General features: G+C 34.1%; 11 protein-coding genes. All 11 read right to left on the minus strand.

Going from position 1 to position 14,510, the window contains the following annotated elements:
• Nucleotides 1–333 precede the first annotated feature (333 nt).
• On the minus strand, nucleotides 334–1,824 hold the full coding sequence (gene lysS / locus ACWCL1_RS00005; RefSeq protein WP_454544874.1) for a lysine--tRNA ligase: 1,491 nt from the start codon (nucleotides 1,822–1,824) through the stop codon (nucleotides 334–336).
• A gap of 64 nt (nucleotides 1,825–1,888) precedes the next feature.
• Nucleotides 1,889–2,890 (minus strand): tRNA dihydrouridine synthase DusB, encoded by a 1,002-nt coding sequence (gene dusB / locus ACWCL1_RS00010; RefSeq protein WP_454544875.1) that lies wholly within the window; start codon nucleotides 2,888–2,890, stop codon nucleotides 1,889–1,891.
• Between the two features lie 4 nt (nucleotides 2,891–2,894).
• Entirely contained in the window at nucleotides 2,895–3,794 is a 900-nt protein-coding gene (gene hslO / locus ACWCL1_RS00015) for an Hsp33 family molecular chaperone HslO (protein ID WP_454544876.1), read from the minus strand.
• 129 nt (nucleotides 3,795–3,923) lie between these two features.
• Nucleotides 3,924–6,044, minus strand: a complete 2,121-nt coding sequence (gene ftsH / locus ACWCL1_RS00020) for an ATP-dependent zinc metalloprotease FtsH (RefSeq protein WP_454544877.1) — start codon at nucleotides 6,042–6,044, stop codon at nucleotides 3,924–3,926.
• A gap of 75 nt (nucleotides 6,045–6,119) precedes the next feature.
• Nucleotides 6,120–6,668 carry a hypoxanthine phosphoribosyltransferase gene (hpt, locus tag ACWCL1_RS00025; protein ID WP_454544878.1) on the minus strand — a complete coding sequence of 183 codons (549 nt, stop codon included), beginning with the start codon at nucleotides 6,666–6,668 and terminating at the stop codon, nucleotides 6,120–6,122.
• A 4-nt stretch (nucleotides 6,669–6,672) separates the two neighbouring features.
• Nucleotides 6,673–8,010, minus strand: a complete 1,338-nt coding sequence (tilS, locus tag ACWCL1_RS00030) for a tRNA lysidine(34) synthetase TilS (RefSeq protein ID WP_454544879.1) — start codon at nucleotides 8,008–8,010, stop codon at nucleotides 6,673–6,675.
• Between the two features lie 100 nt (nucleotides 8,011–8,110).
• Complete coding sequence (locus tag ACWCL1_RS00035) at nucleotides 8,111–8,551, minus strand: S1 domain-containing RNA-binding protein (RefSeq protein ID WP_454544880.1); 441 nt, start codon at nucleotides 8,549–8,551, stop codon at nucleotides 8,111–8,113.
• An 86-nt stretch (nucleotides 8,552–8,637) separates the two neighbouring features.
• Nucleotides 8,638–9,048 carry an FtsB family cell division protein gene (locus ACWCL1_RS00040; protein WP_454544881.1) on the minus strand — a complete coding sequence of 137 codons (411 nt, stop codon included), beginning with the start codon at nucleotides 9,046–9,048 and terminating at the stop codon, nucleotides 8,638–8,640.
• A gap of 71 nt (nucleotides 9,049–9,119) precedes the next feature.
• Entirely contained in the window at nucleotides 9,120–9,389 is a 270-nt protein-coding gene (locus ACWCL1_RS00045; RefSeq protein ID WP_454544882.1) for an RNA-binding S4 domain-containing protein, read from the minus strand.
• Complete coding sequence (locus tag ACWCL1_RS00050; RefSeq protein ID WP_454544883.1) at nucleotides 9,389–10,984, minus strand: putative polysaccharide biosynthesis protein; 1,596 nt, start codon at nucleotides 10,982–10,984, stop codon at nucleotides 9,389–9,391. The genes ACWCL1_RS00045 and ACWCL1_RS00050 overlap by 1 nt, the downstream gene beginning before the upstream one ends.
• Nucleotides 10,974–14,501, minus strand: coding sequence for a transcription-repair coupling factor (mfd, locus tag ACWCL1_RS00055; RefSeq protein WP_454544884.1), 3,528 nt, complete (start codon nucleotides 14,499–14,501; stop codon nucleotides 10,974–10,976). The genes ACWCL1_RS00050 and mfd overlap by 11 nt, the downstream gene beginning before the upstream one ends.
• Between the last annotated feature and the right edge of the window lie 9 nt (nucleotides 14,502–14,510).

Consider the following 14,510-nt stretch of genomic DNA (forward strand, 5'->3'; position numbering starts at 1 on the left):
TTTAAAAAGTTTTGTGACTCATTTACTAGCGAATTGACTTCGCAAATATGTTTGCATTTCATTTTCATGAATTGCCCTGCACATTTGTTTATCGAAACGTTATTCAGTTTTCAAAGATCTATCAATTATTTACATCCGCATCAGCGGAACATTTATTATAATATCAAAGTGATCAATGTTTGTCAACAATTTTTATTAATTATTTTTTTAATTATTAAAACTGCTTTCCTTTGACGACTTTTCTAGTTTATCATCTTCCACTAAAAATCGTCAAGTCTTTTTTTATTTAAGAACAAAAAAATAGAAGTTGTCATCACAACTTCTATTTCTACTTTATTTTTCAGGTCTTCTTGTTGGGAATAACAAAACATCACGAATTGAAGGAGCATCTGTTAATAACATTACTAAACGGTCAATTCCAACTCCTAAACCACCTGTTGGAGGCATACCATATTCCATTGCTTCTAAATAATCTTCATCAATACTTTCAGCTTCATCATTACCGTTTTCACGTTCTGCAACTTGTTCTTCAAAACGAGCACGTTGATCAATTGGATCATTTAATTCAGTAAAGGCATTTGCATATTCGCCACCTAAAATAAATAATTCAAAACGATCAGTAAAGCGAGGATCTGCTGCATTCTTTTTAGCTAATGGTGATACTTCAACTGGATGACCATAAACAAATGTTGGGTCAACTAATTTATCTTCACAAAATGTTTCAAAGAATTCATTAATAATGTGACCTACTTTCCAATATGGTTCATAGTGAACATTATGTTCATCTGCAAGTTGCCGAGCTTCTTCAATACTCATTTCTTTCCAGAAATCAACACCCGTAACTTCTTTGATTAAATCAACCATGTGGATTCGCTTAAATGGTTTGTCCAAGTTAACTTCTTGACCTTGATAGGTAATAATACCATTATCAGAGACAACTTTTACAGCGGCCTTAAAAATTCCTTCTGTTTCGTTCATTACATCTTTAAAATCCCAGTATGCTGCATAGGTTTCAAGTGTTGTAAATTCTGGATTATGCCGTGTATCAATTCCTTCATTTCTAAATACACGTCCTAATTCATAAACTTTTTCCATACCACCAACCATTAACCGTTTCAATGGTAATTCCAAAGCGATTCGTAAGTACAAATCAATATCTAATGCATTATGGTGAGTTATAAATGGACGTGCGGCTGCTCCACCAGCCATATTACTTAACACTGGTGTTTCAACTTCTAAGAAACCTTCATTATCTAAGTATGAGCGCACAGCCTTAATAATTTTAGTCCGGTTTACAAAGCGTTCATAACTTGTCCGATTAGTAATCAAGTCTAAATATCTTTGCCGATAAATTTGTTCAATATTCTTCAAGCCATGATATTTATCAGGTAATGGACGCAAAGCTTTTGATAAGAAAGTTAACTTAGTAACTTTAATTGTTAATTCACCCATATCAGTTTTGATTACTTCACCAGTAATCCCTAAAAAGTCACCTAAATCAGACTTTTTAAAAATATGGTATTGTTCTTCGCCAACCACATCTTTACGAATGTAAAGTTGCATTTTTCCAGTACGATCTTGTAAATCAGCAAAGCCAACTTTTCCTTTGCCACGTTTTGCAACCATTCGTCCGGCAATTGTTGCTGTAATTCCAGAATCATTCAATTCTTCTTTAGTCATATCACCGTATTTTTCATGCAAGTCTGCATTCATTGCATCTCTTTCGAATCGGTGACCGAATGGATCGATTCCTTCATCACGAAGTTCTTGCATTTTTTGTCTGCGAACTCGTAATTGATCATTCATTGACTGCTCGTTTGCCATTTAAAATCCTCTTTTCTAAAATTTATTCTTCAAATAATTATAGCATACAACGGCTTTTCTTTAACTAATTTCTGCGACGATTTTGCCGCATCTTTGTATCTGCTAAAAATTGATCGAAAATTTCAATCATTTCAGCTTCTGTATCTGCCTCATTCAAAGCTGCTTTTGTTCTTGCTGCACGGGGAATTCCTTTAATGTAGTAAGCTGCTTGCGAACGAAATTCACGTGGTCCAATCTTTTCACCTTTAGCTTCTACTAATCGATGTAAATGTTCCTTAGCAACTTGAATTTTATCATCAGGAGTAGGTTCTCCTAATAACTCACCCGTTTCTAAATAGTGAGTTGTTTGCCGGACAATCCACGGATTACCTAATGCGGCTCTTCCAATCATTACTGCATCTGCACCAACTTCATCCAACATTTTCTTAGCAAGTTGAGGACTAGTTACATCCCCATTACCTACAAAAGGAATTTGAGTTACATGATCAGCGACTTCTTTTAAAAGTTCCCAATCAGCGTGGCCTGAATAAAGTTGTTTTCGGGTTCTCCCATGCATGGCTAACATTGAAGCACCACCTTCTTGAGCAGCCAATGCATTTTCTACAGCTAAAATATGGTCTTCATCCCAGCCTGTACGCATTTTTACAGTTACTGGTTTATCAACTGCTGAAGTTACCGCACTCACCATTTCATAAATTTTATCTGGATCTAGTAACCAATGAGCACCTGCATCTGTTTTAGTAACTTTAGGAACTGGGCATCCCATATTAATGTCAATAATATCAGTATTAGTATTTTCAGCTACAAATTGAGCGGCTTCAACTAGAGAATCTTTGGAACCGCCAAAAATTTGCACACTTACAGGATGTTCAGCCTCATCAACAAAAAGCATACTTAAAGTTTTTTTATTTCGAAAATGAATTCCTTTATCTGAAATCATTTCACAAACTACTAATCCCGCACCAAATTCTTTACAAATCATTCGAAATGCAACGTTGGTTACTCCCGCCATTGGAGCTACTACAACTTGATTGGGAATTACGATATCACCAATTTTCCATTCCATTAAATTATTCCTCTTTCTTATTTGAGTTCTTTTTTTTAATCATTTGCTTTAATTCAGTTTCACTGAAGTGATATTTTTTGCCACAAAAATGACAAACTGCTTCTGCTCCATGATCTTCATTTGCCATTTCTTCTAGTTGATCAACTGGTAAACTTGCAAGTACATCTAAGAAACGTTCTCGTGAACAATCGCATTGATAACGCACCGGCATTTCATCCAGAATTTTAACATTTTCTTTACCTAAAATTTCATAAAGCATGTCTTCAGGTGTTTTACCTGCCTTCATCATTTCAAAAACCATTGGAATTTTAGCAAGTTTTTCTTCAATTTGAGTTAAAACTTCATCAGTGGCTCCTGGCATTACTTGAATTAAAAAGCCACCTGCAGTTTCAATAGTATTATCACTATTTACAAATACAGATAAGCCCACTGAAGAAGGAATTTGCTCTGATTTTGCTAAATAGTAAGTGAAATCTTCACCTAACTCACCTGAAATTAACGGTACTTGACCTGTAAAAGGTTCTTTTAGCCCTAAATCCTTTGTAACTGCCAAAAAACCATCAGTGCCAACTGCTCCCTTTACATCAATTTTATGCTTATCATTTAATGGTAAATGAATGTGGGGATGTTGTACATATCCTTTTACTGTTCCATTGGCATTTCCATCAACAACAATTCCACCAACTGGTCCATTTCCATTAATTTTTACTGTCATTTTTTCATCACCTTGAAGTGAAGCTGATGCCAATAATAAAGTCCCAATTAAGCTTCTTCCAAGCGCTGCTGAAGCTGCACTCCAAGTATCATGTAGTTTTTGTGCTTTTGAAACAGTTTCCGTTGCATCAACTGCATATGCACGAATTTGTCCATCAAAAGCTAAACTCTTTACTAAATAATCACCCATAAAAAATCCCTTCTTTTCTCTTTTTAAATTTTACTATTTATTCAATAAAGTACAACTATCTTGTTTTTGAAATTAAAAAGAGGTTGCAACCTACGTTACAGCCTCCCATATATTATTCAAATAACTTCACTAATCGTTATTGTCATCTTGATGCTTTTCTTGATCCTTTTTTGGAGGATAGAATGTTTGCGTTGGTAAAGCTTCATCATCACGTTTATCGGCTTTTTCTTCTTCCGCAACTTCTTTTTCGTCAATTTTTTGACGTTCAGCATCTTTACGTTCCAAAGCTTGTTTAGCTTCTTCAAATGAACCAGATTTTTCACTTGGAAATTCGTTTTCGTTTTCAGCAGGCATTTTACCTGTCTTGTATAAACTTAAGATTTGTTTTTCATCAAGTGTTTCATACTTCAACAATGCTTCGGCAATAATCTTATGTTGTTCCCGGTGATCTTCAATAATCTTTTTAGCCGTAGCCATTCCTTCATTTGACAACCGCATAACTTCTTCATCAATTAAGTTTGCGATTTGACCAGAATAACTATGTTGACCATTAAATTCACCTGGTTGCATATTTGCTTGTCCTTCATATTGGACTGGACCAAGTTTTTCACTCATTCCATATTCAGTTACCATTGCACGCGCAAGTTGAGTAGCTTGTTGGAAGTCATTTGCAGCTCCGGATGATTGTTGTCCAAAAATAATTTCTTCAGCAGCACGACCACCCATTAAACCTGCAATTTGTTCCTTCAAATCTTTCTTTGAATTTAACATTTGATCTTCTCGTGGAAGCATAATTGCATATCCACCGGCACGACCACGTGGAACAATTGTAACTTTATGAACTACACGTGCATCATTTAAAACTAAACCAACAATGGTATGACCTGCTTCGTGGAATGCCACCGTTCTTCTTTCATGTTCACTAATGACACGATCACGTTTAGCTGGTCCAGCAATGACACGATCTTCTGCTTCATCAATATCTGAGGCATCGATTTCATTTTTGTTTCTACGCGCAGCTAATAAAGCAGCTTCATTTAGCAAGTTAGCTAAATCAGCACCAACAAAGCCAGGAGTTTGCTTAGCAACCATCTTCAAGTCAACATCACTTGCCAATGGTTTACCTTTAGCATGAACCTTCAAAATTGCTTCCCGTCCCTTAACATCAGGACGACCAACTAAAATCTTACGGTCAAAACGGCCTGGACGAAGTAAAGCAGGATCCAATACATCAGAACGGTTCGTCGCAGCCATTACGATTACGTTTTCGTCGCCTTCAAAACCATCCATTTCAACTAACAATTGGTTCAAAGTTTGTTCACGTTCATCATGGCCACCGCCCATTCCGTTTCCACGGCGCCGTCCAACGGCATCAATTTCATCGATAAAAATGATTGATGGCGCATTTTTCTTCGCATTTTCAAACAAATCACGTACACGACTCGCACCAACACCAACAAACATTTCAACGAAATCAGAACCTGAAATTGAGAAGAATGGAACACCTGCTTCACCAGCAACTGCTTTAGCTAATAAAGTTTTACCTGTTCCGGGAGGTCCTTCAAGTAAAACCCCTGATGGAATTCGTGCACCCAATTTTTGAAATTTCTTGGGATCGCGTAAAAATTCAACGACTTCGACTAATTCTTGCTTTTCCTCTTCAGCCCCTGCAACGTCTGAGAAACGAACTTTATTTTCGTTTTTGTTGATTGGCTTGGCTTTAGACTTGCCAAAGTTCATCATGCGACCACTGCCACCTTGGCCACCAGCATTTCCCATCATGAAGTAGAAGAAGAAAATCATAATCACAATTGGAAGCAATGTTAATAACAGTTGCATCCAAATATTGCTTGACTGCTCTTCTTTAGCGCCATTAGTTACATGATTTTTTTGCGCATACTTCATTACTTGGTTAATTGTACCTTCATTAGTAACGATATCAGTGGTAAAGCTTGTTGCTTTTGTACTGTTTGCGCTCATTCCAGCCAAATTATTCTTTTTAGTATTAACCTTGACTGGCTTACGATATTCACCAGTAACTTTATAGACACTGCCCGAAGGTTCTAAAGTGAACTTTTTAACATTGTCTTTCTTCAACTCAGCCATGAATGTGCTGGACTGAATTTGTTGAGTTTGGGAATTACTATTTCCACCACTAAAGTAAAAAACAGCTCCCATAATTCCAAGGAAAATCACAATATAGAAAAGACTATTCCGAAATAGCCCATTTCTTTTGTTGTTATTATTCATTTATTTCCTCCTTAGACCCTATAAATAACTGTTTAAAGTTATCAAAATAATCATATCATACTTGACTAAATTTGACTATTCTTCATTATCAGTATAAACTTCTGGTTTTAATACGCCAACAAAAGGTAAATTCCGATAGTGTCCCCTATAATCTAAGCCATAGCCAACTACAAATTCATTTGGAACTTTAAATCCAACATAATCAGGCACTATGCCTTCAATTCGCCGATCTGGTTTATCTAATAAAGTACAGATTTTAACTGAACTAGCATTTCGATGTTTAAATAAATCAACAATGCATTGTAAAGTTCGTCCAGTATCAATAATATCTTCAACGATCAAAACGTTGCGCCCTTCAACTGAACGATCTAAGTCTTTAATAATTTTGACATTTCCAGAAGAAACGGTTTCGTTTCCATAACTTGAAACATCCATAAAATCTAATTCACAGTAAGTATCAATTTCCCGTACTAAATCTGAGTAAAATACAATTGCTCCTTTGAGAATACATACTACTAAAGGATCTTTACCATCTAAATCCTTAGTAATTTCCTTTCCCAGTTTTTTAGTAACATCTTGAATTTGTTCTCGACTATAAAGAACGTTCAAAATATCATTGTTCATTTCTTTACCTCTTTCTGTGCTTTATGATTATCATGTAACGAACTGTCGCATTTTCATTTGAGTGTACCAAACAATATGAACCTGAAGGCTTTAAGATTGCTAAAATTTGATGTTTTGCAGCAACTAACCATGATTGATCGCGAATTGATTGCGGAATTTTATGATTGATAAAATATCGACGCAGTTTTTGCCGACCATTTTTTTGAACGATAAAATCACCTGCAAGTCGATGCCGAATGGTTAATTTTGATGGTAAATCTTCAAGTTCAAGAATTAACTCACCAGATGAGGGTTGAACTTGATCTTTTTTAAACAACCCGATTTGATAGTGATCAACTTCAATCCACCCGTTCATTTTTAGAAAATACAAGGTTGGGTCAATGACTTTACTTTTTATCTTATCTACCATTTTAAAAGTTTGATATTCTTTTCGCAATTGTTTTTCGTGATTTATTTGATAAATCCCTTGTGGTTTTTTAAAATTATGCAAAAAACGACTAATTTCACCAATTTTTTGAGTATTAATAGGCAAATTTTCGCGTTTAAAAATTTCTTTGAGGGTGAGTTGCTGCATTGTTAAACTTAATTTCTGCCATTTTTTTAAATCATAACCATCATCTGTTGCTAACTTTTTTAAAATTTCACTAGTAACTTGAGTTTGCACTTCAAGTGCATCTTTTAGTTGGCTTTGATAATATGCTACATGTTTTAAAAATTGAGGATTTTCATTTTTTAATTGTGGAATCACCTGATTACGTAATCGATTACGTAAAACTTCATTTTGAGCATTAGTTTCATCTTCATAAAATTGGAGATGGCGCTTTTGCGCATAGCTTCTCAACTCTTCTTTTGAAAAGGGTAATAGTGGACGCGCAATGTATGTGTGTTCACTAAATTTTCTAAGTGGTTCAATTCCCACTAATTGAGTTAATTCACCCCCACGTAATAATTTCATCAAAAACGTTTCAGCCTGATCATCTGCATGGTGAGCAGTTAAAAGATACTTAATCTTGAATTTTTGCATTACCTCATCAAAGAAATGATATCTAAAGGTACGGGCAGCCTCCTCAATTCCTTTTTGAGGGTGTGCTTGCTTATTCCAAATTCCAATTTCTAATCGCAAATGATATTTTTGGCAATATTGCTTAATAAACTTTGTTTCCGTTTGACTTTGAGCACGTAATTGATGATCAACATATGCAACTGTAATTTGAGGTCTTATTTTTAAGGGTAAATGTTGAAGCATATCTAGCAAACACATAGAGTCAACTCCTGTTGAAACTGCTACACAAACTTTTTGTGCTCCAACTCCTAATTTTTGCCATTCTGCATTAAAATTCATATTTTCACCTAATATTAATGATAATAACAAAGAGGCTGTGAATTTATTGCAGCCTCTTTAAAAATCACGCACTTCATTCATGCATGTTTAATATCAAACTTTAACTTCTACGGCCACCACGACCACCACGTTTACCGTCAGTATTACGCTTTAATGACGTTAAGCGTTCATCACTTTCCTTTAAAAATCCAGCTAACAAAGCATCAAAATCTTTTTTCGGATGATTTTGTTTATTTCCGTGGAAACGTTGCTGCTTTCCTTGGTGATTATTGTTTCGCTGATTATTTTGTTCTGAATTTTTAGGTTTAGGCATTGCTTGCTTAATTGACAATGAAATTTTACCATCATCACCAATTTTTAAAACTTTAACTTGAACTTCATCGCCTACTTGTAAAACATCATGAATATCTTTAACATATGTGTTTGAAACTTCACTAATGTGAACTAATCCTGTTTGTTTATCTCCTAAGTCAACAAAAGCTCCAAAGTTTGTAATTCCTGAAACTTTACCTGCAACCTTCGTTCCCACTTCAACTGTCATAAAAAAATTAAATCCTCCCAGAAAATCTATGTTTCTTTAAGTATACCACTGTTTAATCAATTAAATAAATCCTAAATTATTCTTTTTTAATTATCAGTTACCGTTTTAGATTTATCACTTGGCAAACTGTAAATTGTTTCTCCATCTTTTGAGAAATAATATTTTTGTCGAATAATCTTTGCCACATAATCTGAGTCTTTTAACTGCTCTACTTTTAATTTTAAATCTTTATTTTTTTGCTTTACTTTTTTTAGTTCAATTTTTGCTTGGTCAGTTTTTTTATTCAATACGCTTGCACGAATATTATTTTGAATAATATTAAATCCTAATGTCAAAGTAATTATTAACATTACTCCACACAAAATTAGCATTTTAAAGCGATGCCGCCGTGTTAATGCTAAGTGCTCTCGTTGATTTTCATCTTGAATTGCGCGTTTGTTGTAATAGTCCTGATTAAGTACTTTTACTTTTTTTGTTTGCTTCACTTTTTTTGCCATGTCCTGCTCCTTAAATTAAACCCCGACTATTTCCTATCAAAAATTATAACAAACCTCGCTTCAAAAAAGTACTACATTCGATAATCTTCCTTGTATTCCTCTGAAACTACTGTATATAAATTTTGAGCATCATCTTTTTTAGTGGTATCTTTGATTTCGTCAACTTTTACAGTTAAAGTTTTATTTCCAAATTCAATTACAAGTTGATCACCCACTGCCACTTTAGATGATGATTTAGCGGGATTTTGGTTAATTGTAATCCTGCCTTGATCCGCAATTTCTTTTGCTACTGAACGACGTTTAATAATCCGTGAAACTTTTAAAAATTTATCTAGTCTCATTAATCTTTTTCCACCTTTCTGTGATTAATTTTAGAAACGATTGCAACTACTTTTTTTCCACCAGGAATAAGTAGCCATTCACGTGTTGAAAACATTTTTTGTCCAATTACCATAATCATAAATACTGCTACTCCAACAATAATGCCACTAAATGTTATTATTATGGTTGCTTTACGAGTAACAGGTAAAATTGTGGATAAAAATAAACTTGATAACTTAACACCTATTCCCATTGCTAAAAGTGCTAGTAATAATTTTTTGACAAACCCATCTTTGCTAAAAAAAAGTCCTTTTACATTCGATGGAAGTGCCCATAAAACAACGCCTAATGCCACAATTAAACTCAATACGGTTGAAATACTTGCACCAATAATTCCTAATTTCATAATTAAAAATGAATTAGTCAATGCTTTTACAATTACTGCAAGAATTAATCCCACCGCTGTAATCTTAAACTGATTTAAACTTTGTAAAATTGAGTTATAAGTACTAATTAACGTAATCAAAAATACACTTACAACGTATACACTGATTGTATTTGAAAGTTCAGGGGTACCAAAAAGCATTGTATTAATAAATGGCATTAAAATAATCATTCCAACTGTAGCCGCTGCTGCAATGGTAGCACTAAGTCGCATCAACGTTTTAGCAATTCTTCTGAAATTAGCAAACTGTCTTTTTTGCAATGCATCCGTTAATGCTGGCAATAAACTTGACGAAAAGCTAACAGCAATAACCATGCCTAATTGAACAAGTGGTTGAGCACGATCATAAGTCCCTTTAATTACTTTTGCCATATCAGGCATTACCCCAGAAGCAACTAGACTATTATTCACAGTAAAGGAGTCGACTAATTGAAGCAACACCATCATGGCCGCAAATAAACAGATGATTAATCCATCTGAAAATAATCTTTTAGCTAAATAAAAATAGCTTTGCTTACTTGTATGGGGATATTCCCAAAATTGATGACTATAAAATGCTATAAAACTACAACTTGCTCCAATCGCTCCAAAAGTAGATGTTAACATTGCCCAACTTCCCATATGATAAACATTCCAATGACGCTGAACCGCAATAATTGCAACTAAAATAATCATTGCTACCCGAATAAACTGTTCAGTAACTTGTGAAATTGCAGTGGGAGTCATATTAAAAATTCCTTGGTAATATCCACGCCCCACTGCTAAAATGGGCATAAATAAAAACATCCATGCGACGCTGCGAATTAATCCGGCCAATTCAACATCACCCATTAGAAAGGCAATGTTAGATGCAAAGATTCTTAAAAATCCAAAGCAACCAACTCCAAAAAATGTTAAAATTACAAAAATTTGTCTGGAAATTTGAATTTTATTTTCAAATTCTTCTTGTTCTGCAATTAATTTTGAAATAAAAACTGGAAATCCAGTTAATGCAAACGTCATCCCAATTCCATAAATGGGATAAATTTGCTGGTAAACATAAAAGCCTGTATTCCCAACTAAATTTTCAAATGGAATACGGTAGCAGGCACTTAAAACTTTAGCAACTAAAGATGCTAAAGATAAAATCAATGCGCCATGCATTACAGTTTTCATTTGATTATTTTTCATGATGGTTCTCCTGTTTTTCAAGTTTTGAAGCAATTGTTTTAAGTAAATCTTGCATTTGCAATAAAATCTGTGCCATTGACTGTTGGGCTTTTTTTCTTATTATAATCTTCATTTGCGAATTTTCAACATTCATTTGAGTGCTTAATTTAGTTTGAGCAGCTGCTTCAAGAAAATCTTTACCAGTTAATTTTTGAGTTCCTTTGTGTGAAAAAATAATCATAATTGAATCATCTTTTTGATAAATTTTTTCTACTAATGCTAGGTCTGCATACATTTTAAGCAAACTAATTTCTAATAAATTAGACACTTCATCCGGATAATCACCAAAGCGATCAATTAAATCATCTTGAACTTCTTGATACTGTTCAAATGAATTTAGTTGACGTATTCGCTTATAAAGTTCAATTTTTTGTTGTTCATCAGTAATATAGCTATCAGGAATGTATGCTTCAACATCTAAAGTTAATTCTGCATCTGTTTTTTCAACTTGTTTAATTCCGCGTTTACGTGCAACAGCTTCATTTAACATTTGAGTATATAAATCATAACCAACTGAATCAATAAACCCATGTTGTTGCTTTCCAAGTAAATTACCTGCACCCCGAATTGCTAAATCGCGCATTGCAATTTTAAATCCAGAACCTAGTTCAGTAAAATCTTTAATCGCTTCAAGCCTTTTTTCACTGACTTCACTTAAAACCTTATTAGGTTGATACATAAAATATGCATACGCAACTCGACTAGAACGACCTACTCTCCCCCGCAATTGATATAACTGAGCTAAGCCCATTTTATCAGCATTTTCTACAAATAAAGTATTTGCATTAGGAATATCTACTCCTGTTTCAATAATTGTTGTAGTTACTAAAACATCATATTCACCATGAATAAAATCAAGTAAGATTTTTTCCATTTGGGTTTCTGTCATTTGGCCATGAATAAATGTAATTCGCGCTTCTGGAACTAAGTGCTGAAGTTCAACAGTTCTTTCATCAATGTCTTTTACCCGGTTATGCAAATAAAAAACTTGACCCCCACGCTCAATTTCACGTCTAATTCCATTGGCAATAACTTGGTAATCACGTTCCATTACATATGTTTGAATTGGATAACGATTAACTGGAGCCGTTTCAATTACCGATAAGTCACGAACTCCAAGCATTGACATATTCAAAGTTCGCGGAATAGGCGTTGCTGTTAGTGTCAAAACATCAACAGTTGCCTTTAATTGTTTTAATCTTTCTTTATGTTTAACTCCAAAGCGCTGTTCTTCGTCAATAATTAATAGTCCTAAATCTTTAAAGTGAACATCTTTTGATAACAAACGATGAGTCCCAACTACAATATCACATTTACCATTTGCTAAATTTTCTAAGACTTGTTTTGTTTCTTTAGGTGTATTAAACCGTGATAAAATTCCAATTTCAACTGGAAATCCTTCAAAACGTTGTTCCATGGTCTCATAATGTTGTTGTGCTAATACAGTGGTTGGCACTAAAAAAGCAACTTGTTTACCAGCTTCAATTGCTTTAAAAGCAGCTCTTAGTGCTACTTCTGTTTTTCCATAACCAACATCCCCGATTAGTAAGCGATCCATTGGGTGAGGACTTTCCATGTCTTTTTTGATTTCTGTAGTACTTCTTAATTGATCGGGCGTTTCTGAATATGGAAAAGCATCCTCAAATTCTTTTTGATAACTATCATCTTTTGGAAATGCAAATCCTTTTTCAGCCTCACGTTTAGCATATAATTCAACTAATTCATCAGCAATATCTTCAATCTTACTAGCGACTCTTGCCTTAGTTTTATGCCACTCAGTTCCTCCTAATTTATTTAGCCGAGGAACTTTAGCATCAGAAGAAACGTATTTTTGCACCCGATCCAGTTGATTTACTGGAACGTATAATTTGGCTTCTTTTTGATATTCTAAAGTCAAATAATCTTGATGCTTTCCATCAACTTCCATGGTTTTAATCCCTAAGTAACGTCCTACACCATGATTAACATGAACTACATAATCTCCTTCCTTAAGATCGGTATAACTCTTAAGGCGTTCTGCATTATCCATTGTTAATCGTTTAGGTCGCTTTTTAGTGGCTTTAGCAAATAATTCTGTTTCCGTTAAAACTACTAGTTTACAACTAGGAATTTCAAATCCACTTTGTAAACTACCTTGAACTACTTGAAATACTCCCGTTTGAATGGCATTCAACTGCGTTAAAATATTAGGAATTTCAAAATCATCCAAAGTTTGTGAAATTTTTGTGAGACGTTCTTCATCTTGAATTAATACCACAACAGTATCGTTTTGCTTATTCCAGCGACTTGCTTCAGTTTTTAATAGTGGCATTTGACTAAAGAATTGCTGTACTGCTCGAACTTTTAATTCATCAATTGACACAAACTTTAATCGTCCCATTCCTTTTTTAAAAAGAGCAGTAAACAAAGAACGATGCGCAGTATCCCGAATCAATGAGCGCACAGGATTCCCCAAATTAATTTCATCTAGTAGTGGTTTTAAGTCTTCTTTTTCAGATAACCATTGTTGTTCACTTTGAGCAATTTGATCAGCCTTATCTAAAATTTTAGTATATTCATCTAAAACTAATAATCCATCTTCATCAAAATAGTCCAATAATGTTGGATTTTGCGGATACAATAACTGGGTAAAAATCCGCTGTTCCTTTGTAAAAATACCATCTTTCCAATTTTGAATAATTGTATCAATTGCATTACAAAAGGCTGCTTGCTTGTCTTGAGAAACCTTGTTGACAATTGAAGCTTTCATTTTTTCAAGTTTTTGTGCTCCTTGTTGGAGTCTTTTTTTAGAAACTACTAAATCAGTTGCTGGTAAAACTTCAACTTTTTCAATTTCTTTTATACTTCGTTGTGTTCCAATATCAAATAAGCGAATTGAGTCAATTTCAGTATCAAATAAATCAATTCGAATTGGAAGTTCATGATTTAGCGCATAAATATCTAAAATTGATCCCCGAATTGCAAAATCTCCAGGGCGATCAACTAGTTTTTGCCGCATATAGCCCATCTCAACTAGTTTACTTGCAATTTGTTCTAAACTAATTTCATCGCCAATTTTAAATTTTAAAACTAAGTTTTGCCATTCATCAACTGAAGCTAATCGCCGGCGAATACCCGAAGCACTTGTAACAACAATTCCGGGCTTTTGAGTACTTAACGCTGCTAAAGCCTGAACCCGTTGACTTTGAAAATCAGGAGAACTCGTTGCAATTTCGGTTGCAACTAATTCTTCAACTGGAAATAAATTTAACTGCTCTTCTGGAATCACATTTTGTAAATCACTCATTAATTTTTGTGCATCACTTAATGTATCTGTTACTACTAAAAGTGGATGATCTTCTTTTTGTAAAAGATTTTTCAAAATTAAAGTTTGACTTGATCCTAAAATTCCAGTTAACAAATGCCGCCCAGGTTGTTTTAAATTTAATTGGAATTTTTGATATTCAACCGACTGATCAACTAAATCACATAAATCCATTAACTCATC

The organism is Ligilactobacillus sp. LYQ135 (assembly GCF_053711055.1).

What these genes read in the sequence shown, in the direction of transcription:
- ftsH (WP_454544877.1), bottom strand. Translation starts at nt 6,044, where the DNA reads ATGAATAATAACAACAAAAGAAATGGGCTATTTCGGAATAGTCTTTTC.
- ACWCL1_RS00035 (WP_454544880.1), bottom strand. Translation starts at nt 8,551, where the DNA reads ATGACAGTTGAAGTGGGAACGAAGGTTGCAGGTAAAGTTTCAGGAATT.
- ACWCL1_RS00045 (WP_454544882.1), bottom strand. Translation starts at nt 9,389, where the DNA reads ATGAGACTAGATAAATTTTTAAAAGTTTCACGGATTATTAAACGTCGT.
- lysS (WP_454544874.1), bottom strand. Translation starts at nt 1,824, where the DNA reads ATGGCAAACGAGCAGTCAATGAATGATCAATTACGAGTTCGCAGACAA.
- hslO (WP_454544876.1), bottom strand. Translation starts at nt 3,794, where the DNA reads ATGGGTGATTATTTAGTAAAGAGTTTAGCTTTTGATGGACAAATTCGT.
- dusB (WP_454544875.1), bottom strand. Translation starts at nt 2,890, where the DNA reads ATGGAATGGAAAATTGGTGATATCGTAATTCCCAATCAAGTTGTAGTA.
- hpt (WP_454544878.1), bottom strand. Translation starts at nt 6,668, where the DNA reads ATGAACAATGATATTTTGAACGTTCTTTATAGTCGAGAACAAATTCAA.
- tilS (WP_454544879.1), bottom strand. Translation starts at nt 8,010, where the DNA reads ATGAATTTTAATGCAGAATGGCAAAAATTAGGAGTTGGAGCACAAAAA.
- ACWCL1_RS00050 (WP_454544883.1), bottom strand. Translation starts at nt 10,984, where the DNA reads ATGAAAAATAATCAAATGAAAACTGTAATGCATGGCGCATTGATTTTA.
- mfd (WP_454544884.1), bottom strand. Translation starts at nt 14,501, where the DNA reads ATGGATTTATGTGATTTAGTTGATCAGTCGGTTGAATATCAAAAATTC.
- ACWCL1_RS00040 (WP_454544881.1), bottom strand. Translation starts at nt 9,048, where the DNA reads ATGGCAAAAAAAGTGAAGCAAACAAAAAAAGTAAAAGTACTTAATCAG.